18 protein-coding genes, 1 tRNA gene and 2 pseudogenes are annotated in these 19,480 nt (G+C 68.3%); 11 read left to right on the top strand and 10 right to left on the bottom strand.

Going from position 1 to position 19,480, the window contains the following annotated elements; all coding sequences use genetic code 11:
• Positions 1–104: 104 nt before the first annotated feature.
• A complete protein-coding gene (locus tag ABD644_RS18810) occupies positions 105–434 on the top strand; it encodes a flagellar FlbD family protein (RefSeq protein WP_344690567.1) in 330 nt (109 codons plus the stop codon).
• 4 nt (positions 435–438) lie between these two features.
• Entirely contained in the window at positions 439–1,209 is a 771-nt protein-coding gene (locus ABD644_RS18805; protein ID WP_344690565.1) for a motility protein A, read from the top strand.
• Here ABD644_RS18805 and ABD644_RS18800 read toward each other — a convergent pair whose 3' ends face one another.
• From ABD644_RS18800 to ABD644_RS18790, 3 genes are all read right to left on the bottom strand, one after another.
• Positions 1,210–2,613, bottom strand: a complete 1,404-nt coding sequence (locus tag ABD644_RS18800) for a protein kinase domain-containing protein (protein WP_344690564.1) — start codon at positions 2,611–2,613, stop codon at positions 1,210–1,212.
• Between the two features lie 137 nt (positions 2,614–2,750).
• Positions 2,751–3,719 (bottom strand): radical SAM protein, encoded by a 969-nt coding sequence (locus ABD644_RS18795; RefSeq protein WP_344690563.1) that lies wholly within the window; start codon positions 3,717–3,719, stop codon positions 2,751–2,753.
• 6 nt (positions 3,720–3,725) lie between these two features.
• Entirely contained in the window at positions 3,726–4,073 is a 348-nt protein-coding gene (locus ABD644_RS18790) for a hypothetical protein (protein ID WP_344690562.1), read from the bottom strand.
• Positions 4,074–4,305: 232 nt separating this feature from the next.
• On the opposite strand from ABD644_RS18790, the gene ABD644_RS18785 reads away from it, so the two are divergent.
• Positions 4,306–6,459, top strand: a complete 2,154-nt coding sequence (locus tag ABD644_RS18785) for a PA14 domain-containing protein (RefSeq protein WP_344690561.1) — start codon at positions 4,306–4,308, stop codon at positions 6,457–6,459.
• Positions 6,460–6,481: 22 nt separating this feature from the next.
• On the opposite strand, the gene ABD644_RS18780 is transcribed toward ABD644_RS18785, so the two are convergent.
• Both ABD644_RS18780 and ABD644_RS18775 read right to left on the bottom strand, forming a co-directional pair.
• Entirely contained in the window at positions 6,482–6,769 is a 288-nt protein-coding gene (locus tag ABD644_RS18780) for a hypothetical protein (RefSeq protein WP_344690560.1), read from the bottom strand.
• Between the two features lie 151 nt (positions 6,770–6,920).
• The gene (locus tag ABD644_RS18775; protein ID WP_344690559.1) at positions 6,921–7,244 is read right to left on the bottom strand and encodes a hypothetical protein; all 324 of its coding nucleotides are present in this window, start codon (positions 7,242–7,244) and stop codon (positions 6,921–6,923) included.
• A 130-nt stretch (positions 7,245–7,374) separates the two neighbouring features.
• Here ABD644_RS18775 and ABD644_RS18770 point away from each other — a divergent pair, with 130 nt between their 5' ends.
• Both ABD644_RS18770 and ABD644_RS18765 read left to right on the top strand, forming a co-directional pair.
• Positions 7,375–7,659: a type II toxin-antitoxin system Phd/YefM family antitoxin gene (locus ABD644_RS18770; protein WP_344690558.1), complete on the top strand. Its 285-nt coding sequence runs from the start codon at positions 7,375–7,377 to the stop codon at positions 7,657–7,659.
• Complete coding sequence (locus ABD644_RS18765; protein WP_344690557.1) at positions 7,656–7,937, top strand: type II toxin-antitoxin system RelE family toxin; 282 nt, start codon at positions 7,656–7,658, stop codon at positions 7,935–7,937. Before ABD644_RS18770 ends, ABD644_RS18765 begins: the two co-directional genes overlap by 4 nt.
• A gap of 962 nt (positions 7,938–8,899) precedes the next feature.
• On the opposite strand, the gene ABD644_RS18760 is transcribed toward ABD644_RS18765, so the two are convergent.
• Together ABD644_RS18760 and ABD644_RS18755 are read right to left on the bottom strand one after the other, a co-directional pair.
• Positions 8,900–10,093, bottom strand: coding sequence for a DUF3825 domain-containing protein (locus ABD644_RS18760; protein WP_344690556.1), 1,194 nt, complete (start codon positions 10,091–10,093; stop codon positions 8,900–8,902).
• 310 nt (positions 10,094–10,403) lie between these two features.
• Positions 10,404–10,652, bottom strand: coding sequence for a hypothetical protein (locus ABD644_RS18755; RefSeq protein WP_344690555.1), 249 nt, complete (start codon positions 10,650–10,652; stop codon positions 10,404–10,406).
• 424 nt (positions 10,653–11,076) lie between these two features.
• Here ABD644_RS18755 and ABD644_RS18750 point away from each other — a divergent pair.
• Positions 11,077–12,320, top strand: a protein-coding gene (locus ABD644_RS18750; protein WP_344690554.1) for an IS3 family transposase whose coding sequence is annotated in 2 segments (ribosomal slippage) — positions 11,077–11,362 and positions 11,362–12,320 — 1,245 coding nt in all. Because the reading frame shifts where the segments join, the coding sequence is not laid out codon by codon here.
• A gap of 31 nt (positions 12,321–12,351) precedes the next feature.
• On the opposite strand, the pseudogene ABD644_RS18745 reads toward ABD644_RS18750, so the two are convergent.
• A pseudogene (locus tag ABD644_RS18745) lies at positions 12,352–12,483 on the bottom strand (helix-turn-helix domain-containing protein); the annotation flags it as partial.
• Between the two features lie 583 nt (positions 12,484–13,066).
• Here ABD644_RS18745 and ABD644_RS18740 point away from each other — a divergent pair.
• The 5 genes and pseudogenes from ABD644_RS18740 to ABD644_RS22755 all read left to right on the top strand — a co-directional run.
• Complete coding sequence (locus ABD644_RS18740) at positions 13,067–13,936, top strand: alpha/beta fold hydrolase (RefSeq protein WP_344690553.1); 870 nt, start codon at positions 13,067–13,069, stop codon at positions 13,934–13,936.
• On the top strand, positions 13,933–15,198 hold the full coding sequence (locus tag ABD644_RS18735; RefSeq protein WP_344690552.1) for a hypothetical protein: 1,266 nt from the start codon (positions 13,933–13,935) through the stop codon (positions 15,196–15,198). The genes ABD644_RS18740 and ABD644_RS18735 overlap by 4 nt, the downstream gene beginning before the upstream one ends.
• Positions 15,195–16,370, top strand: coding sequence for an SAM-dependent methyltransferase (locus tag ABD644_RS18730; RefSeq protein WP_344690551.1), 1,176 nt, complete (start codon positions 15,195–15,197; stop codon positions 16,368–16,370). The genes ABD644_RS18735 and ABD644_RS18730 overlap by 4 nt, the downstream gene beginning before the upstream one ends.
• 841 nt (positions 16,371–17,211) lie before the next feature.
• Positions 17,212–17,454 (top strand): helix-turn-helix domain-containing protein, encoded by a 243-nt coding sequence (locus ABD644_RS22760; protein WP_425547477.1) that lies wholly within the window; start codon positions 17,212–17,214, stop codon positions 17,452–17,454.
• 74 nt (positions 17,455–17,528) lie between these two features.
• Positions 17,529–18,554: pseudogene (locus tag ABD644_RS22755) on the top strand (site-specific integrase); the annotation flags it as partial.
• A gap of 200 nt (positions 18,555–18,754) precedes the next feature.
• Here ABD644_RS22755 and ABD644_RS18715 read toward each other — a convergent pair.
• Both ABD644_RS18715 and ABD644_RS18710 read right to left on the bottom strand, forming a co-directional pair.
• A tRNA-Ala gene (locus ABD644_RS18715) sits at positions 18,755–18,827 on the bottom strand.
• Between the two features lie 115 nt (positions 18,828–18,942).
• A complete protein-coding gene (locus tag ABD644_RS18710) occupies positions 18,943–19,356 on the bottom strand; it encodes a VOC family protein (RefSeq protein WP_344690548.1) in 414 nt (137 codons plus the stop codon).
• Positions 19,357–19,480: the final 124 nt, after the last annotated feature.

Below are 19,480 nucleotides of genomic sequence, written 5' to 3'. Positions count from 1 at the left end.
TGGGCCCGTTCGACTACAGGAAACACCCCTGCGGGCCGAAGGGAAGAGAGCCCTCACCGGCGCCACCGGGGTCCGCTACCCCGACCGAGCGGAAGGACCGCTCCGTGATCGCTGTGACCTGCCGAAACGGTGAGCACTTCTCGATCGACCCCGACGCGATCGAGCGCGTGGAGACCGCGAACGACACCGTCGTGCACATGGTCGACGGCTCCAAGTACGTGATCGACCAGCCGCTCGACGAGCTGATCCGCACCGTCCGCGACCACCGTGCCGCCGCCTTCGTGGCCCGCATCCACCTCGTGGACGGCTACGCCGCGACCCCCATGGCCACCCGCAACGCCCGTCGCACCCGGCCGGACACGCCGATCGTCGTCCTCCCCGGCCGCGACGCGGACGCAGGCCGGGACCTCGACCTGGACCTCGACGAGGCCTGAACCCGTGGCCGGGTCCACAGTCATCGGCATGGCGCTGGCGGGCGTCTCGCTGGTGGCCATGATGGTGCTGGAGGGCTCCAGCCCGCTGGCGATCGTCCTGCTGCCCCCGCTGGTCCTGGTGTTCGGCGCCACCTTCGGCGCCGCGATCGCCGGCTCCACGACCTCCGACTTCCGCAAGCTCGGCTCCTGGTTCCGGCTGGCGTTCGCCCCGGAGCCGTCGTCACGCACGACGGAGGTCGTCACGCTGCTTGTCGACCTGGCGACGACGGCCCGCAAGCAGGGGTTGCTGCCGCTGGAGGACCGCACCCGCACCATCGCCGACCCGTTCCTGCGCCGCGGCATGCAGATGATCATCGACGGCCAGCCCGACGAGCAGGTGCGCGCGGTCCTCGAGGGCGAGATCGCCGCGCAGCGCGCCGACAACCGCGTGGCTGCCCGGTTCTTCCTGAAGATGGGCGGCTACGCGCCCACGATCGGCATCATCGGCACGGTCGTCGGTCTCGTGCAGGTGCTGCAGAGCCTCGCGCGCCCCGAGACGCTCGGCCCGCTGGTCGCCACCGCCTTCGTCGCGACCCTGTGGGGGGTGCTGTCGGCCAACTTCATCTGGCTGCCGATCAGCGCCAAGATCACCCGCAACACCGAGCTGCGCACCGCGGAGATGACGCTGATGCTCGCCGGCATCAGCGAGATCCAGGCCGGCGCGAGCCCGCGGGCGCTCCGGGCCCGGCTTCAGGCGATGCTGCCGCCCAGCGAGGTGCAGCGCACCGCCGCCTGATTAGTCGTCGTCGCCGCCGCGTTCTCTGTCCTTCTTCTTGCCGCCGTTGCCGTTGCCGTTCCCGTTGTTGCCGTTGTCGCCGTCGTCGTCCTCGACGACGACCGGTGGGGCCGGCGGCGCGACGGCGTGCGACACCGTGACCGTGGCCCCGGCGAGCAGCCCGTCGGTCGGGGTGAGCGCGGTGACCGCGCCCTCGGCGACGTCGGCCGTCTGCACCGGCTGCAGCGCGACGGTGAGGCCGAGCGCGGTCAGCTCGGCCTGGACCTCGGTGACCGGGCGCCCCAGGTAGGCGGCCGGGTCGAGGGTCACCGTCGGCGGCGTCTGCGCCGCCGTGCTCGGCTGCTCGGCGGCGGTGGGCGTGGCCGCCGAGGACTCGCCGTCGCCGCCGGAGAGGACGCCGATGCCGCCGACGAGCGCGGCGATCAGCAGGATCGCCGCAGCGGCACCGGCGATCAGCGCGGTGGGCCGGCGGCGCTCGGGCGGCGGAGTGCTGACGTGCCGGTCGTCGTCCGGCGGGAGGACGGGCAGCGGCATCACCGCCGTCCCGGTCGGCCCGGCGTCGTGGGCGGTCGGGGGCCGGCCGGCCAGGGTCTCGTCGACGGCGCGCAGCAGCGCGTCGCCGTCGGGGAACCGCTGCGCGGGGTCCTTCGCCATCGCACGGTCGACGAGCGCGCGGACGTCGGCCGGGATGGTGTCGGGCAGCGGTTCGGGCTGCTCGCGGATCTGCTTGACCGCGATCTGCACGGAGTTCTCGCCCTCGAAGGCGCGCCGGCCGGCGAGGCACTCGTACACGACCGCGCCAAGGGCGTAGACGTCGCTGGCCGGCGTCGCCCGGCCGCCCTGCGCCTGCTCCGGGGAGAGGTAGTGCGCGGTGCCGATGACCTGGCCGGTGCGGGTGAGCGGGACGCTGGACGCCGACCACGCGATCCCGAAGTCGGTGATCTTGACGGTGCCGTCGTGGGCCACGAGCACGTTGCCCGGCTTCACGTCGCGGTGGACCAGCCCCGCGCTGTGCGCGACGGAGAGAGCGGCGGCGGTCCCCCGCAGGATGCGCAGCGACGTCGGGACGTCGAGCTGCCGCTGCCGGGCCAGCAGCGCGGCCAGCGACTCGCCGTCGACGAGTTCCATGACCAGGTAGGCCAACTGCTCGCCGTTCTCCTCGACCTCGCCGTAGTCGAAGACCGAGGCGATGTTCGGGTGGTGCAGGGCGGCCGCGTGCTGGGCCTCGGCGCGGAACCGGGCGACGAAGGAGGCGTCGCCGGTGAACTCGCTGCGCAGGATCTTCACCGCGACCGGCCGGTTCAGCACCGTGTCGCGCCCCCGCCAGACCCGGCCCATGCCGCCGCTGGCCAGCAGCGCGCCCAGCTCGTAGCGGTCGTTCAGGAGACGGGCGCTCGTCTCCATCGAAGGCTCCTCAGCGTTCCGGCCCCGTGGCCGCCGTCGTCGTCCCGACGTTTCCTTCCCGGGGGGCCGCAGCGCGAACCACCCGGGGACCGGCCGACACCCTCCGGGGTGAACGCGACCGTCCCGGGGAGCCTACGTCAGGCCGACACGACCTCGAACCAGTTGACCAGGCCGCCGGCGCGCTGCGCCGCGCCGTACGCGCGGGCGCAGTGGGCCGTGAAGTCGCCGTACCGGCTCCGCCAGCGGGCGGCGGCTTCAGGCAGGTCCTCCCGGGTGACGTCGCCGACGGCGAGGTGCCGGGGGAAGCCGTAGGTGAGCGGGACGAGCACGCCGTCGGGCTCGAGGACGAGCGGCGCGCAGAGCTCGGCGAGCGGGCGCTGCCACTGCGACGGCGGCAGGTCGGCGTTGCGCAGGTGCCGCTCCGTGCCCAGCGCCGACACGGTGGCGAGGTCCAGTTGCACGCGCAGCCGCTCCCCCACCATCGCCTGGGCGGCGAGCGCCTCGGTCCAGCCGAAGAAGCGCTCCCGGTCGTCCGGCGCCGACTCGGGCAGCTCGGTGCGGGCCCGGCCGACCGCCTCCAGCGGGTGGATCTGCAGCAGCTTCGCCCCCGCCTCCGCCGCGAACCCGGCGACCCAGCGCAGCTCGTCGACGTTGTGCTGGGTCAGCGTGAAGATCAGCCCGAACGGCAGCCCCAGCCGGTGCACCTCGGCGAGGCCGGTGCGCAGCAGCTCGAAGGCCTTCGGGTGCGCGCGCATGCGGTCGTGGGACTCGGGGACGCCGTCCAGGCTGATCGCCAGCAGGTCGAGGTGCTCGGCGACCGGCTCCAGGTAGCGCGGCCGCAGCAGCGTGCCGTTCGTCGTCAGCGTGGTGCTCATGCCCCGCTCGTGGGCGCGCCGCAGCAGCGCCGCGGAGCCGCCGTACAGCAGCGGCTCCCCGCCGGACAGGCTCAGGACCCGGTACCCCTCGTCGGCCGCGTGCCCGACCAGCCGCTCGAGGACGTCGAGCGGCAGCGCGTCGCGCTGGTCGGGGCCGGACTCCGAGTAGCAGTGCAGGCAGCGCAGGTTGCAGTGCCGGGAGGCGTGCACCTGCAGCGCCGGGACCGCCATGCCGGCTCAGTGCAGTTCGTAGTGGTTGCCGAAGCTGACCAGGAAGCGGTCGGGGTCGATGATCCCGAGCGGGAACCAGTCGTGCCAGTACCACTTGTTGGCCTTCACGAAGTGCTCGAGGACCAGCTGGGCGGCCTCCGGGCGGACCTGCAGGACGCCGTGCAGCACGTCGGGCACCGGGATGCCCTTCGTCGTCCAGTCGACCAGCTCGATGCCGTCCTGCTCGACGAGCGCGATGAACCGCTCGAAGTCCTCCTTGTCGAGGCTGACGACGGGCTCCTCGAGGGACCTGCGGATCAGCTTCTCCGACCCTCGCGTGTCCGGCGAGGCCTTCGCGTTCTTCGACTTGGCCATGGGGTCATCCGATCGGCTCGCGATACCGGCCCCCGTGCGTACCGCACCCTCCCGAGGGCTCCGCGGCTCCGCAAGCAGTTCGCACCCGGCGGGCAGCGCCGCGCGTTTCCCTCACTCACCGCAGGCGTGCGGATGCGCCCCATGCAGTCGCTGCCGGGCAGCGCGCCAAGACCCTTCTCCCGCCGAACCGGTCGGTGCCAGGATGCGCCCCAACGCTCGAGGGGAGCGACCGATGAGCGCAGCCAGGCCGGGCCGTCGTGCGCTGCGCTCCCGCGTCTCCGCCGTCCTCCTGCTCGTCGGGGCCTTGCTCGTCGGATCGCTGCTCGTGGCCTCGCTGCTGGTCGCAACACGGCTCGGCGGCACCCCGGCGGCGGCCGAACCCGTGATCGACCCCGTCACGGAACCCGTCACCGAGTCCGTGACCGAGCTCCCGGCCGGGCCCGCGGCGGGGCTCGGCGTCAGCGGCAACCTGCTGCTGCGCGACGGGGAGCCGTTCCTGCCCCGCGGGTTCAACATGATCGGCCTGCTCACGCCGGACTGGTGCCCGCGGACGACCGGCATCGCCGCCCGGGAGCACTTCGGGCCGGAGGAGCTGGCCGCGGCCGCGGCCTGGTCCGCCGACACCCTGCGCTTCCAGGTCAGCCAGCGCGGCCTGGCCGACCCGGACATCCCGGCCGAGGACCGCGCCGTCTACCTCGCGTCGGTGGTGGAGCGGGTCGGCGTGGCCCGGGCCGCCGGCTTCGTGGTGATCGTCTCGATGCAGGACCAGTACTACGGCTGCGGCGACGTGCACCCGCTGCCGTCGGCCGCCACCGTCGACGCGTGGAGCGCGCTCGCGCCGGCGCTGATGGCCGACCCCCTCGTCGCGTTCGAGCTGTTCAACGAGCCGCGCAACGAGGACGACGCGGCCGGCTGGGCCCAGTGGCTGTCCGGCGGCAGCACCCCCGACGCCAATCTCGGGGACGTCGCCGTCGGGCACCAGGCCCTCGTCGACCACGTGCGGGGGCTGGGGGCCACCAACCTGCTCATCGCCGACGCGGCGCGGCTCGGCGAGCGCACCACCGGCATGCCGCGCCTGGTCGATCCACTGGGCACCCTGGCCTACGGCATCCATCCCTACTACTTCATCCGCGGGCCGTCCTGGTGGGACGAGCAATACGGGGACGCCGCCGCCGAGGTCCCGCTCCTGGCGACCGAGTGGAACTACCTGCGCGGCGTGTGCGGCCAGGCCCAGCAGCAGATGGCCCCCGATCTCCTCGACTACCTGCGGCGGCACCACATCGGCGTCTTCGGCCACGCCTTCGACGTCCCGGGGACGACGATCGCCGACTGGACCTGGACGCCGTCCGAGTGCGGCAGCGCGGTCGGCGGCTCGGGACAGGTGCTGCGCGCCTACTTCGCGAGCTTCGACGGTCTCGACGTCACCCCTCCGGCGAGTCCGCTGGACCTGCAGGCGACGGAACTGGCCGCGGACCGGGTCAGCCTCGGCTGGACGGCCGCCGCGGACGACGCCTCCTACGTCGTCCTGCGCGACGGGGAGGTGATCGGCGAGCCGACCGGGCCGGCGTGGACCGACACGACCGTCCGGGGTGCGACGGGCTACGTCTTCACGGTGCGGGCCGTCGACGCCGCCGGGAACGTCAGCGGCAACGCCGTCGCCCTGGAGGTGACGACGCCTGCCCCGCCCCCCGACACGACTCCGCCGAGCCCGCCGGGGCCGGTCACCGCGCGGCTGGACAGCGCGACGCAGGTGACGCTGCGCTGGGCGGCGGCGACCGACGACGTCGGCGTGGTCGGCTACCGGATCGCCCGCGACGACGTCGTCCTGCGCACGGTGACCGGGCTGGCGACGACCGACAGCGGGGTCGCGGCCGGGCCGCACACCTACGTCGTCACCGCCGTCGACGACGCCGGCAACGAGTCGCCCGGGAGCACGGCTGCGGTCGTCGTCCCGGCGACGGCTCCGCGGGGGCTCACCGGCACGTACTTCGACACGGCGACGCTGACCACGCAGCGGGCGGTGCGTGCCGATCAGACGGTGAACTTCGGCTGGGGCACCGGCCGGCCGGTGTCGAGCGTCGCCCCGGACACGTTCAGCGTGCGCTGGACCGGGCGGATCCTGCCGCCCGCCGACGGCACGTGGACGTTCTACGCCTCCAGCGACGACGCGATCCGCGTGTGGGTCGACGGGCGGCTGGTCGTCGACGACTGGACGCCGCACGCCCTGCGCGAGGCACGCGGCAGCATCGCGCTGAGCGCGAACCGCAGCTACGAGATCCGGATCGAGTACGTCGAGCGCACGGCGGCAGCGATCGCACGGTTGTCGTGGAGCGGGCCGGGCACGGCCAAGCAGATCGTGCCGGCGGGGCGCCTGCTCAGCCGGTGAGGGTGCGGGTCCGACGTGGTTGCTACGCGGACTTGGCGTGCACCTGGGCCCGCACCCAGCCGATCAGGCAGTACAGCGCGGCGTGCCCCTCGGGCCCGACGAAGCCCTGTTCCAGCTGGGCGGCCTCGATCAGCTCCGTGCTGTCGGCCGAGCCCGTCCGGTAGAAGTTGCCGAGCACCTCGCCCGACGGCGCGGCGTTGCGGAAGAGCCCCGCGATGGCGACGGCGACGCCGTCGGAGACGGCCAGCGAAACCGGAGGGTGCTTGAGGGAACCCCGCCGGTCGAGCACCTGCGCGATCTCGGCAGCCACCTCCCCGTCACCCGCGGGTGACCCGAGCCTGGCCTTGACGATCACCGTTCCCCCTTGCGCGCACCGTTGCGGTCGTTCACAGATGCATCGGCACGTACGGGTGAACCCTTGAGGCGAGCGAACGATTCGGTTGCCATGAGGCAACCATGCCTCAGGACGCGTCGGCCCGAGACTTGCCTCGCCTCGCGGCGGCCGATCCGGACTTCGCCGAGCCCCCGAAGGCCATCGAGAGGCCCAGCACGAAGCCGAAGTCGTACCAGTTCCCGTTGTTGTGCACCTCGTAGACGTTCACCCCGTCGGTGAACAGCGAGATCAGGAACGTGATGGGCGCGATGATCCCGTGCCAGAGGCCCAGCCAGAACCCGGCCTGGTCGGCGCCGGCCTGGACGACGTCGTTGGGGCCGGCGGCGCACGAGGCCAGCACGAGCACCGCCGCGACGAGCAGTGCCAACCTGGTCGCGCGCGACATCAGCACGGGTTCCACCTCATGGGCCTGAGTCAACGGGACCTCGAGGACCCGTTCCCAGACCCGAAGGTCCCCCGGCACGGGGACCAGGGTCAGCGCGGGGTTGGAGGGCGCAAGGTCATGTGGTCATGCTCTGACCATGACGACGGTGTCGTTGACCGACGCGAAAGCCCGCCTCTCCGACCTCGTGGCCCGGGTCAGTGGCGAGCACGAGCGGGTCTACGTGACGGTGCGCGGCCGTCCCTCCGCCGCGCTCCTGGCGACGGAGGACCTCGAATCGCTGGAAGAGACGATCGAGATCCTGGCCGACGCGGACGCGATGCGACGGCTGCGTTCCTCGGACGCCGAGGTGGCTCGTGGAGAGACGGAGACGAGTGAGGAGCTCGCGGCCGCCATGCAGCGCCGCCTCGCCTCCCGGCCGTGACCGGGTTCCGCCCCCCGATGTCCTCGCCACCACCCGCCAGTCCCCAGCTCACCGAGAATCTGCCAGAGGCGGTCGCCGCAGCTGCGTACGAGTTCATCACCGGGCCGCTGCTCGCCGACCCCCACCGCGTCGGCAAGCCACTGCGCCCACCCCTGGAGGACCGGCGCAGCGCGCGGCGCGGCACCTACCGGGTCATCTACCGGATCGACGGCGGCAGGCGGACGGTGACGGTCGTCGACATCGCACACCGCCGGGACGCCTACCGCCCAGGCCGCTGATCGCCGTGTACCGGCGACCGGATGGGCAACGCGCTGGGGAGCTCGCCGGCCCGGTCGCGGCCCTCCTCCTCGTGCTCCTTGTCCCTACCGTCCCCTTTGCGGTCTTGCTAGCGCTCGCCCTACTGGCCCTCGCTGTCGGCGCCCTCGGATCCGTGATCGCGAACGGTTGCACCCGCGTCCGAGCGCGCGCTGACGGCTCGCGCTCAGACGTCGACCGAGTGATGCTGCGCCGCCAAGGCGGGATCGGGCCCGGGCGGCGACTCGAACTACTCCTCAAGGACGGAACTCAGCTGCCCCTCGTCGCCAACGACACGCTGCCTGTGCCTGGACAACGGCGACAGCTGGAGCAGCGCGCGACGAATCTGCGCCACTGGCTACGAGGCCGCTCGTAGGAAGCGCGGGCGACCCTCGATCTTCGCGCTTGTCCGATTAGTGACGTTCTGGGACACCCGGGCCGGGCCAAGGTGACGATCGGGTGCTCACACCGGTAGGTGACAGGTGATCCCTCTGCGTGTACTTGGGCACGACCGCGCGGCTCAGCGCATCAGGTCGGAGCGGGCGAGCGAACCGGCTCCTCGCTCACCGCCAGCGGGGACAGGACGAACGAGAAACGCGCCAGGCGCGGGCCCCAGTACCGGAAGCCCCAGTACCGGAAGGCTGTGAGGGAGGTCCTCGCGAAGGTGTGGTATCACGAAGTCGACCTCGTCCTGCCGGATGACGAGCCCGAAGACGTCGCTCAGGCGCGGATTGACCACCCCGTCCCCGGCGTCACCCTCGCCTGTACCCACATCGCCGCCCTCAGTCGCAGCTACCTATCGAGACGCTAACGGAGGCGCCCGACAGTCCGGACCCGCCGCAGAACGAACTGTCGTGCGTCAGCTGGCGCCGGGCGACCGGGGAGCGGCCAGTCCGACAGGACCATCCGTGACCAGGACGGAGCAAGAGACTCGACAATCGTGCAGCTAGGGCTGCAGCCAGTCCCGGTCGGGGCGCGCGAGCAGCCGCGCGTTCTTGATGGCCATGTGGAGCGGCAGTACGGTCTCCCCGACGTACTCGCTTCCAACCCGACGCACTACCAACGCCAGTTGCGCCCGCCCCGAACCGTCGATGCTCAACGGCAGCAGCAACTGCACCTCCCCACGATGGAACTGAGGGACGGCGGTCTTGTAGTTTCGGGCGACCCGTTGCTTCGCGGTCTCGACAGCCGCCATGGTCGCCGCGCGAGCGAGCGGCGGGTTGTCGCGGAATCCCTCGGGATAGCGGTGAATGTTGTCCTCTACGAAGTGGTCCCAATCGAGGATCAGCGGCCGTCGCACGTCATAAAAGAGGGCCTCGGGGTCCTCCCAATACTGGGCGAGGGCGGGACGGATCTCGAAGGCTCCTGAGATCCGGTTGTCGCTGGCCTTCGTCCAGTCGACGAACCTCCACTCGTGGGACTCGTCCCGCGCCGCCTCGGCGAAAAAGCCGTAGATCTCCTCCTGGTTTGGGGTCACCAAACCAGTATTGAACGCCGAGACCCGGCTGCCGTCGGTCCTCACGCCCTCCGCGACCTTGCCCTGCTCCTCCACTCTGGCGAACGTGTAACGGACGTAACTTTCAAGAATCGGGAGCCGGCCTGAGGTGGCCATTGAGTCCTCTGCCTCCAGGGTCCAGTCTTCGGGCTCGGCCAGACCGGCAAGTCGCTGGTACGCCTCCGACGGGACGAAGGCGAACCGGTCCCAGGGGTGGCGGGCATCGAGGCGCTTAACGTAGATCGCCTGGTCACCGCGCTCAGTCGGCTTGCGGAAGAACTCGACCGGCTCCCCTACGACGAGTTCGGCTTTTCCACCCGCGCTAAGGATGTTGCTGTAGTGCACGAACACCTCGTCGCGCGCCTCGGTGTCGGCAATCTTGCCGAATCCGCGAGCGAAATCGAACGAAGCCACGCTCCCTGAGCGGCGCTGTGGTGGCGGGTGAACGGCGGCCACCTGCAAGCCCCGTTCTCCCTCTGTAACGTCCACGAGGATCGGTTCACCTGAGACTAGGGTTCGGTACCCCTCCCCTGGCAGGACCGAGCGGTGGACATATGCATCCCCGAGGCCCGGGACTTCTACGAATCCGAACCCCTTGTGGTCGTCGAAGAATTTCACGGTCGCGCCCTTGCCCATGGCTCCCATCTCGCCTCCTTCGGCGCAGAGTCCACCCTGCACATTCTCATGGGCTAGCCAAAGGCTCCCACCAGCGCGGTGCCCTGGAACTTCGACTCCGGGTTCGTGTCGCGATGGGTCTCGCATCGCGCCTTCGGCCTGCACAACGCGTGAGGCCAACGTGCGGCCAAGTATTTGCAGTCCATACTTGCCGGGCTGAGCAGTCCTGTCCCGAAGTGGGATCGGCAACCGGCGCGTCTCGACTTCGACGCCAACTCCCGATCCGCCAACTCCCCTCACGCCAGCACACCAATGAAGTCAGGGCATCATTCGACCGCCTTCAGTTGGTCTTCAGCCGGTCAATGAACTTCCGCAGGAACCGCAGGGTCTGGTCCTTGTCGGCAAGGTGCTCCTGGTCGAAGCGACTGTCCGCCCAAGAGGTTTTGCCGATGGATCGGTAGCGCAACTCCCCATCGGAGATGCGGTATCGGCGCTCCTCTCGGAAGTTCTTGCCCTGGAAGTAGCTGCTCGCCTCAACACCGTCGTTGAGTTTCATGAGCATCTCGACTACCGGCTTGGTCAGGCGCACGGCGTTACCCCTCTTCCCGGGCGCGACCATCGCCCCTGAGCCAAGGATCGCGGGCCTGCGGCGACACTGCCGAGAGGACCGCTAGACCCGAGCCCTGGTCGAAGCATTGCAGCACCATGGCCTCCTCGCCGTCTGAGGCAGACATGAAGCAGCCAGCGCTGACCACGGTAAGAAATCGGGATCGCGGCAGCGCCGCTTCTACCGTTGGCGATCGACTACCGGGGGCAGCCCGGTAGCGGTGCACGTAGGTGACGGCCGCACAGAGCTACGGGTTTGGGTTCTCGGTCGTACCGCTCGCCGTGGGCGTCTGCCGACTCCGTACCGGCATTGGGTGGCCGCAACCGCTCTGAGCACCCTCCGCGACGTGACACACTGAACCGCCCCCGGATTGATGGAGGCTTCCAACCCCCGAAGGATGGAAGTCATGGCGGCACCGAGGAAGTACCCCGACGAGCTGCGTGAGCGGGCGATGTGGCTCGCGCTCGATCTGGTGGAGGGGTCGGAGAAGCTGAGCGTCAAGGCGGCGTGCAACCGGGTGGGCGAGCAGCTGGGGATCGTGCCGGATTCGCCGCGGAACTGGGTGCAGCAGGCGCGCGTGGATGCCGGCGCCGTGCCGGGTCTGACCACCGATGAGGGGGCGCGGCTGGCCGAGCTGGAACGGGAGAACCGCGAGTTGCGCCGGGCGAACGCGATCCTCAAGAGCGCGTCGGCTTTCTTCGCGGCCGAGCTCGACCGGCCATCCCTGCGCTGATCGACTACATCGACCAGCAGTTCGGAGTCGAGCCGATCTGCCGCGCGCTCACCGAGGCGGGCGCCAAGATCGCTCCGAGCACCTACTACGCCGCACGGACCCGACCGCCCTCGACGCGGGCGGTCCGCGACGACCAGCTCAAGGCCGAGATCCGGGTGCACGAGGCCAACCTCGGCGTCTACGGCGCCCGCAAGGTCTGGCGGGCGCTGAACCGCGAGGGCGTCCCCGTCGCCCGCTGCCGGATGGAGCGGCTCATGCGCGAACTCGGCCTGGTTGGCGCGGTGCGCGGCAAGATCAAGCGCACCACCGTGCCCGCCGACGTGGCCGCCCGCCCCGGAGACCTGGTCGAACGCGACTTCACCGCGTCGGCGCCGAACCGGTTATGGGTGGCCGACCTGACCTACGTGGCCACCTGGTCCGGCTTCGTCTACGTCGCCTTCGTCATGGACGTGTTCTCCCGCCGCATCGTCGGCTGGCGAGCCTCCACATCACTGCGCACCGATCTGGCCCTCGACGCCCTCGAGCAGGGCCTGTGGACCCGAGCCCGCGATGAGCGGGAGGTCAGTGGCCTGGTGCACCACTCGGACCGCGGCGTGCAGTACCTCGCGATCCGCTACACCGAACGCCTCGACGCCGCCGGCGCTGTCCGGTCGGTGGGCAGCAAGGGCGACTCCTACAACAACGCCGCCGCCGAGTCCCTCATCGGCCTCTACAAGACCGAGCTCATCCGTCGTCGCGGGCCCTGGCGCGGCCTCGACGACGTCGAACTGGCCACCCTGGAGTACGTCCACTGGTTCAGCCACCGCCGCCTGCATGGCGCCTGCGGCGACATCCCACCGGTCGAGTACGAGCAGCAGCACTACCGTCAGAACGCCGCCCTCGACACCCTCAAGGCGGCAGAACCGAGCCTCCATTGAACCCGGGGCGGTTCAGGTCGTGCGGCCGGAGATGGCGGCGCAGCTCCCGGCTGATCGTCGACGGGGATCGTCCCAGCCGACGGGCGATCTCGCGGACGCCGAGCTTTCGATCGCGCAGGGTGGCGATCCGTTGTCGTTCCAGCAGGGACAGGTAGCGCCCGGAGCGTGCCGACTCGGCCAGCCGGCCCGGTGGTAGGCCGCCGTTCTCTGCTCGCCATCGGTAGCCGGTCTTGCGGCCGATGCCCAGCAGCTTGCAGGCGGCGACCGTGCCGACGCCGGCCTGCAGCAGCTTCCAGTACTCGGACTCGAGATCAAGTTGCAGTTGCGGCCTCGCCGTCCCACTCGCACACCCCTCGCCTACCAGGAGTGTTGCGACAAGCCGTGGAACCCGCCCGTCGCGAGGGGGTCAGTTTTCAGGCGCCGTCGACACCCACGACATCGCAGAGCGCGGCTCGTCATGACTTGAGCTCCTCGAGAGGGTCACCGTCGCGCGCACCTCTACCTCCAAAGGTCCGCTTGGCATAAGTTGAGCAGGGTGTCGACTTCGGGGCCGGGGCGGGGACGAATGATTACGAGCGATCACGAGTCAAAGTGGAGGCGTGAGCTGAGGCGCAGCAGACCCAGCCATCACACGCTGATCAGGAGCCGAAGGGACCATGGCTGCGCCTTTCGGCAGACGTCCCACCCCATGAGGATCATTCCCCGGCTTGTAGCTACATGCGCTCGCGTCAAGAGGAGCGGCGAGGGTGACTAAGGTAGACGCCGAGGCGTACTGGCGTGGTATCCGTTACTTCGATCGCCGACCGGCGGACATTGGGCAGAAGGGCCATCCGACCCATCTCTTTCTTCACGGCCTAGCTGGCTCGCTGGACCAATGGAAGCTTGTCATTCGTCAGATGGATGAATCGATCCCGGTCCTGGCCCTCGACATTCCCGGATTTGGTGCAGGGGCATCGACCGCGGACGCACAGTTCACGATCGACGACGCCGTTGGCAAGCTGGTCGACTTCTGCGAGCACGAGGAAGTGCGCAATTGCGTTTTGGTATCACACTCGATCGGTTGCGTAATAGCAGGCAGATTAGCCGCCGAAATGCCAGCCGTCTTCACGCGAGTGATCTTGGTAAGCGGGGCACTTGACAGCGCATCCGAGTTGGCACAGTGCCCGATCCGGGCGCTATCCCACCCCCGACTGGGCTTCTCTGTAGGGGCTGCCTTCTTTGCCGGGATGAGCCCCGTGCCACCGAGCCTTCTGCACGCGCTGGCAGCGTCGCCCCGCCTCAGACAATTATCGCTATGGCCTTTCGTGGCCGAGCCGGCTGCCTTGAAGAGTGGCGATATCCTGGAGACTCTGGCGCATACCGGCAGTCCATCGGCACTACGTGTTCTGCGCGATGCCGCCCGAATCCCCCATCGTGAGATAATTCGCGACATCCCTCAACCCGTTGACTTGTTGTGGGGCGAGCGAGATAGGCTCATATCAAGGGAAGACATAGACCTGCTTCGGTCAACAGTCAGACTAGACCGCGAACGATCCATTCCTGACTGCGGGCATTGGCCCTGGATCGAAAAGCCTGGCGCCGTGGCGGACTTCATCCAGTCCTCTCACCGGGCATGAAGAACTCCTCAACGCTTCGCACCGTCGACTTCGATCCATTCGCTTTTACGTTCATTCTCAAAGGCTTCGAGCGGCGGCACACCTCGGCACTGTTGTGGTTCCCCGTCACTATGGCCATCGCTATCATCGCGGCCACGGTCATAGACGGGACTTTCGGTTCCATCAGCGACGTACGACCGGTTCAGGACGCCGCAAGAGTGCTGGGATTAGAAGTCGAGGACGCCTCCCCGCCGAGCTTTCCGCTGCTACGTGATACCTACAGTTGGTTTCAAGCGGCGACTATAGCGGCCGGGCTCCTTCTGTTACACCATCAATGGGCGATGATGTCTCGCTGCCTGTCCTCTCTCGCCGACAATGGGGCGATCGTAGCGCCTCAGACTATTAAATCTTCGCCCTTGTCGCGCGCCCTTCGTATTGATCGCCTCGCTGGGGACGATCCAGAACTCGCCTTCAGCACCTTCATGACTCGGCTCATGGAGAAACTGTCAGCTATAGCCCCTTGGCTCTCGGCAGCGAAGCTGCTGCTTGCTGTTGTGTTGTCGAGACTTCTCATGCTTGGCCAAGAACAGGGCCTCTTTCAGTCCCTAGCCCCGAGCGATCTAAGTGATGCTGCTCGTCAAGCCTGGCTCGAGGAGGCTTACCGTAGCTGGTGGGCTGGTACGGACCACGTTGCGGGTCACGTCGTCTACAGCGTGTTGGCCGTCATAGCAATCTTCATCATCCTGAGCTTCCAGGTCGTCGGATTCCTAGCCGTGTATGTGATTGTGGCGCTGCATCATCTGACCTCGCCCGGCGCAGATTGGACGAACCGTGACGGTCGATACGGGTGGTCCCCTTTGGGTGCCACCTTCCGCACGGTCATCTGGGCAAACGCTCTACTGGCCGCTACGTTGATCAACGTTGTCGTTTACCTGGGTGCACACAACTACAAGTGGATTCTCGGCCTGGTAGTTCTGTACGCAATTGCGATGCCGCTCTTTGTCTTCGTCCCATGGCTTGTGTTCCGCCGCGTGCAGGACACCGTCAGGCGGCGGCGCGCTTCGCGGATCGCAGACGTAATACAAGCACAGGGCCTTGACGTGAACCATCACATCGCAGAAACCGCGACTCTATTAGCCGAGATAGAGCGGTGTCATAACGTGAGAATTAAACCGCTCAGCCTTCGCCCCGTCTCGTGGTCCACCCTTACCCTATTTGGGGCCTTGCCAATTGTCCTGGCGGCGGCTCAGATCTTCTTCAACCTCCGCCTGGGTGCCCAATGAAGCCACCTCAGAAGGACCGCCTAACGCGACTCCATAGGCGCTACGAAGAGTACTTTTCGGGTCGACCGGCCGTCTCATTCGCTCTCCAGTATCTCGATGGGACCCAGATCCTGCTGGGGCCATCGAGTCCCGTCTTTAGGCTCGTTTCAAGGAATAGCTCTGGAGATGCGGCGCTCGATTCGCAGGACCGACTCGTAATTGGCGAAGCATTCATGGCGAGCGCCATAGACATTGAGGGAGACATCCTTGTCGGAATGTCGGTGAGAGGCTTCTTCAGCGACAGGCATCCCGTTGCCTGGGCGAAGCGGTTCCTGCCAAGGATCGCTGAGGGCCGGCTGCGTGGGGACGAGAAGGTTATCGCGGCACACTACGACAACGATGCGGATTTCTTTCTCAGCTTCTTGGATAGCCGCCATCGATGTTATACACAAGGCTCCTTTGCTGGGGAGGCAGAGTCACTCGAGGATGCGATGTCCCGGAAGCTGACTACCGCTCTTGACTCGCTAAGAGTTAACCCTGGAGATTGTGTGTTAGATGTGGGAGGAGGCTGGGGGGCATTCCTTGAGTTTGCTAGCCGGAGGGGGCTGCATATAACTTCGCTGACACTATCGCAGGCGTCGGCAGACTACCTAAGATCCCTGGTAGCACAAGAGTCGCTTAGCACCGCCACGGTCGTTCGCCGCCACCTCTTCGACTACCGCCCAGACCGTCGGTTCGATGCGATTGTCAATATGGGTGTTACCGAGCATCTGCCAAACTACGCGGCGACGCTTAGGAGTTATCAGCGGCTGCTGCGGCCCGGGGGGCGCATTTATATCGATGCTCTAGCCATGCGCAAGAGGCACCATGTCTCCTCGTACATGAGCAAGTACATTTACCCCGGCGACGCGTCGCCACTAATCTTACACCGCTTCCTTCGAGAAGTAGCTCGTTCTCCTTTCTCTATTGAGGCGATCGTCGACGAGCGCGAGAACTATTACCTGACATGCAAGGCGTGGGCCCAACGTCTCGACAAGGCTCGGGTTGACGTAGAAGCTCGATGGGGCAGGCAGATGTATCGCCGCTATAGCGCCTTCCTCTGGGGCTCGGCTTCCGGGTTCTGGACTGGCCATCTCGACGCTTATCGCCTTCATCTACAGTTGCCGGACAGAGGGGATGCGGGGCGTTACTAGTTGCGTCGGTACAGCAGGCCGGTGCTCGACGCCTAGGACGACCACTTGCGTCGGCCGGGCGACTGGCGCCATCCCCATGGCGGCGGCAGGCGCTGTGCTGCCTCGGCTCCTGTTGCCGTCTTGCCGCCAGCAAGCGCATCCTCGTTGGGTACAAGGGGTGGCGGCATCGGCTCCTCGATGCCTCAAGTTCGCATTGTCTTGACGCCTTAATAGAGACCGTGCCGGAGGATGCATCCAGGCCTCGCGGCGCAGCCCGCGCCAAGCCCGTGGCAGACCCAAGAACGTCATCAGCTTCCTAGAGCAACCACCTTGCGGTGTACGCCTTCCGGGTGCCCACAAGCTCTTTTGCTGGTGCCGAAGGGCGGTCCAATCCGGCGTAACAACCGCCTCACGGTTGCGAAGTCCAGCAGCGGGGGACGGTCCCCAGGGAGAAGCCGCTCTTCCGGCTGTCTAGCCTGGCACTGCAGTGGAGCTCGTCGAGCGGCGCGTCGAAGTCCAGGTGCCTCTCGCGCCCAGCCGCCGCGACTGGACGGGGCTGCTCAGCGAACTCGCCAGCCAACTGAACGACGGACGGGTCTACGACCGCGACCTGCCCGCTCTGGCGCGGGCCCAGGAGCCCGTACTGGAGGGGTACCGGCGACGAGCGCACCTCACCGGCGCTGAACCAGGCTCCAGTACTTCTGCGGTAGCCGTAAGCAGCCGCCCAGCCCTCCAGTCGGCACGTCTCAAAGCTCGAGCGCGTGCGGTTGGGGACGGACTGGAGGTGTTCTGAAGGCCGCTGCCCCATCGTTGCGGGGCAGCCGTCACGCAGAAACGCGCGATCGATCTGGGAGAGGCCGACATGGGTGATCCGCAGCCGCTTCGGGACGTCATGGCCGCAGATCGACTCCTCCTCACGGCCGAGGAGGCCGCGAACGTCCTCCGCATCGGTCGCACGACGGTCTACGCACTCATGAAGAGCGGGGATCTGCGTCCCGTGCACATCGGCCGCAGCTGTCGGATACCCCAGGCAGAGGTTGAGCGCTACGTGCACCGGCTCCAGGCTCTCCCATCGCGTCCACAGCCTTCGCCGGACGCCGCGTGAATCCACAGCGCGCCTACTCGTCGCGTGAGCGGTCTCCCAGACTGAGCCTCCGGAAGAGCGCCGAGAGGTAGCTGATGGCGGGACGCGCGTCGAACGGCGAGTCGACGATCTACAAGGGCGCCGACGGACGCTGGCATGGCTACGTCTCCGTCGGCTTCAAGCTCGACGGCACGCTCGACCGCCGGCACGTCAGCAGCAAGAACCGCGGCGTCGTCGTCGCGAAGGTCCGAGACCTTGAGCGCAAGCGCGACCACGGGACTGTCAGCACCACGAGCGCTCCGACGGTCGGCGCATGGCTCGAGCACTGGCTGACCACCATCGCCCCGCGCCGCGTGCGCCAGCGGACGCTGGAGAGCTACGAGTCGGCCGTCCGCAAGCACCTGATCCCCGGCATCGGCCGGCACCGCCTCGACCGGTTGCGTCCCGAGCACCTCGACCAGCTGTACACCGCCCTGCTCGACGACGGCTACTCCCCCGCTTCCGTTCTCCGACACCACCGCATCCTGTCCCGGGCCCTCACGGTCGCGGTCCAGCGCGGCCACGTCCCACGCAACGTCGCCGCGCTCGTCGACCCGCCTGCACAGCGGCAGAGCGACCTGGCCACCGCCCTCGACCTCGACGAGGCCCGCGCCGTCCTGGAGGCCGCCGCGTCTGTCCGCAACTCGGCCCGCTGGACGGTCGCCCTGGCCCTCGGCCTGCGCCAGTCCGAGGCCCTCGCGCTGCAGTGGAAGGACATCGACCTGCTCAACAACACCCTCACGGTCCGGCGCAGCATCCACCGCGTCCGCGGCGGTGGCCTGATCTACGAGGAGCCCAAGAGCAAGCGCAGCCAGCGCACCTTGGCACTCCCGCTACCGCTCGTCGCCGAGCTGCACCGGCACAAGGCCGCCCAGCTGGGCGAGCGGATGCTGGCCGGCTCCGAGTGGCACGACGAGGATTTGGTTTTCGCCCAGCCCAACGGCCGGCCGATCGACAAGAAGACCGACTACGACGACTGGACGCGGCTGCTGCAGCGGGCCGGCGTCCGCCACGTCCGGCTGCACGACGGCCGGCACACCGCCGCCACGCTGCTGCTCAGCGAGAACGTGCACCCGCGGGTCGTCATGGAGCTGCTCGGCCACAGCCAGATGCGCACCACGATGGACATCTACAGCCACGTCATGCCGGCCCTCGCCCGCGAAGCAGCGGACCGGATGGGCGCCCTGCTGCTGACGAGTAAGGGCAGGCAAACTGCAACCACAACTGCAACCAGACGGGAAGCGGTCGAAGGGCAAACAGAAGAAAGCCCTGCTCAGATGGGTGGAGCTGAGGGGACTCGAACCCCTGACCCCCACACTGCCAGTGTGGTGCGCTACCAGCTGCGCCACAGCCCCTTGCCGACCCGGTCTGGTGTGTCCGAGCCGGAGGCAACTGTACAGGGCTGCGGCCGCTGACCCGCGCAGGGGTGGTGACACCCGGCGAAGGGTGCCGCCACCCGCGGGATGCCGGTCAGGGCTGCTTCATCTGCCCGATGCGGATGTTGTTGCCGAAGGGGTCGCGCAGCCCGAAGTCGATGCCGTAGTCGCGGTCGGTCGGCTCCTCGGGGAGCTCGACGCCCTTCGCCTTCAGCTCGGCGTGGGTCTTGTAGGCGTCGTCGCAGCGGAAGAACAGGGTGCCGCCGGTGGCGCCCTTGGTCAGCAGCTCGCGAACCTCGGCCGCGGTGTTCTCGCTCATTGCCGGCGGGCCGGGCCGCTCCAGCAGGATCTCGCGGTCGGGGACGCCGGGGACGTTGACGGTCAGCCACCGCATGAACCCGAGGTCGGCGTCGGTGTGCACCTCCAGGCCCAGCTTGCCGACGTAGAAGTCGAGCGCCTGGTCCTGGTCGAGGACGTAGATCTGAGTGATTCCCAGGTTGTTCAACATGGGTTGCTCCTATGTCAAGCCGCCTGCGGCAGGGAGGCCGCGGCGGTCTGGTCGGTGGGTCGGAGGAGGTTGAAGACGATGCGGGCGAGGCGTCGTTTGAGGGCGCGCAAGGCCTCCATCGTGG

Origin of the sequence: Blastococcus jejuensis (genome assembly GCF_039534705.1) — a bacterium.
Classification (GTDB): Bacteria; Actinomycetota; Actinomycetes; order Mycobacteriales; family Geodermatophilaceae; genus Blastococcus_B; species Blastococcus_B jejuensis.
This window is presented reverse-complemented; position numbering and strand designations above follow the sequence as displayed.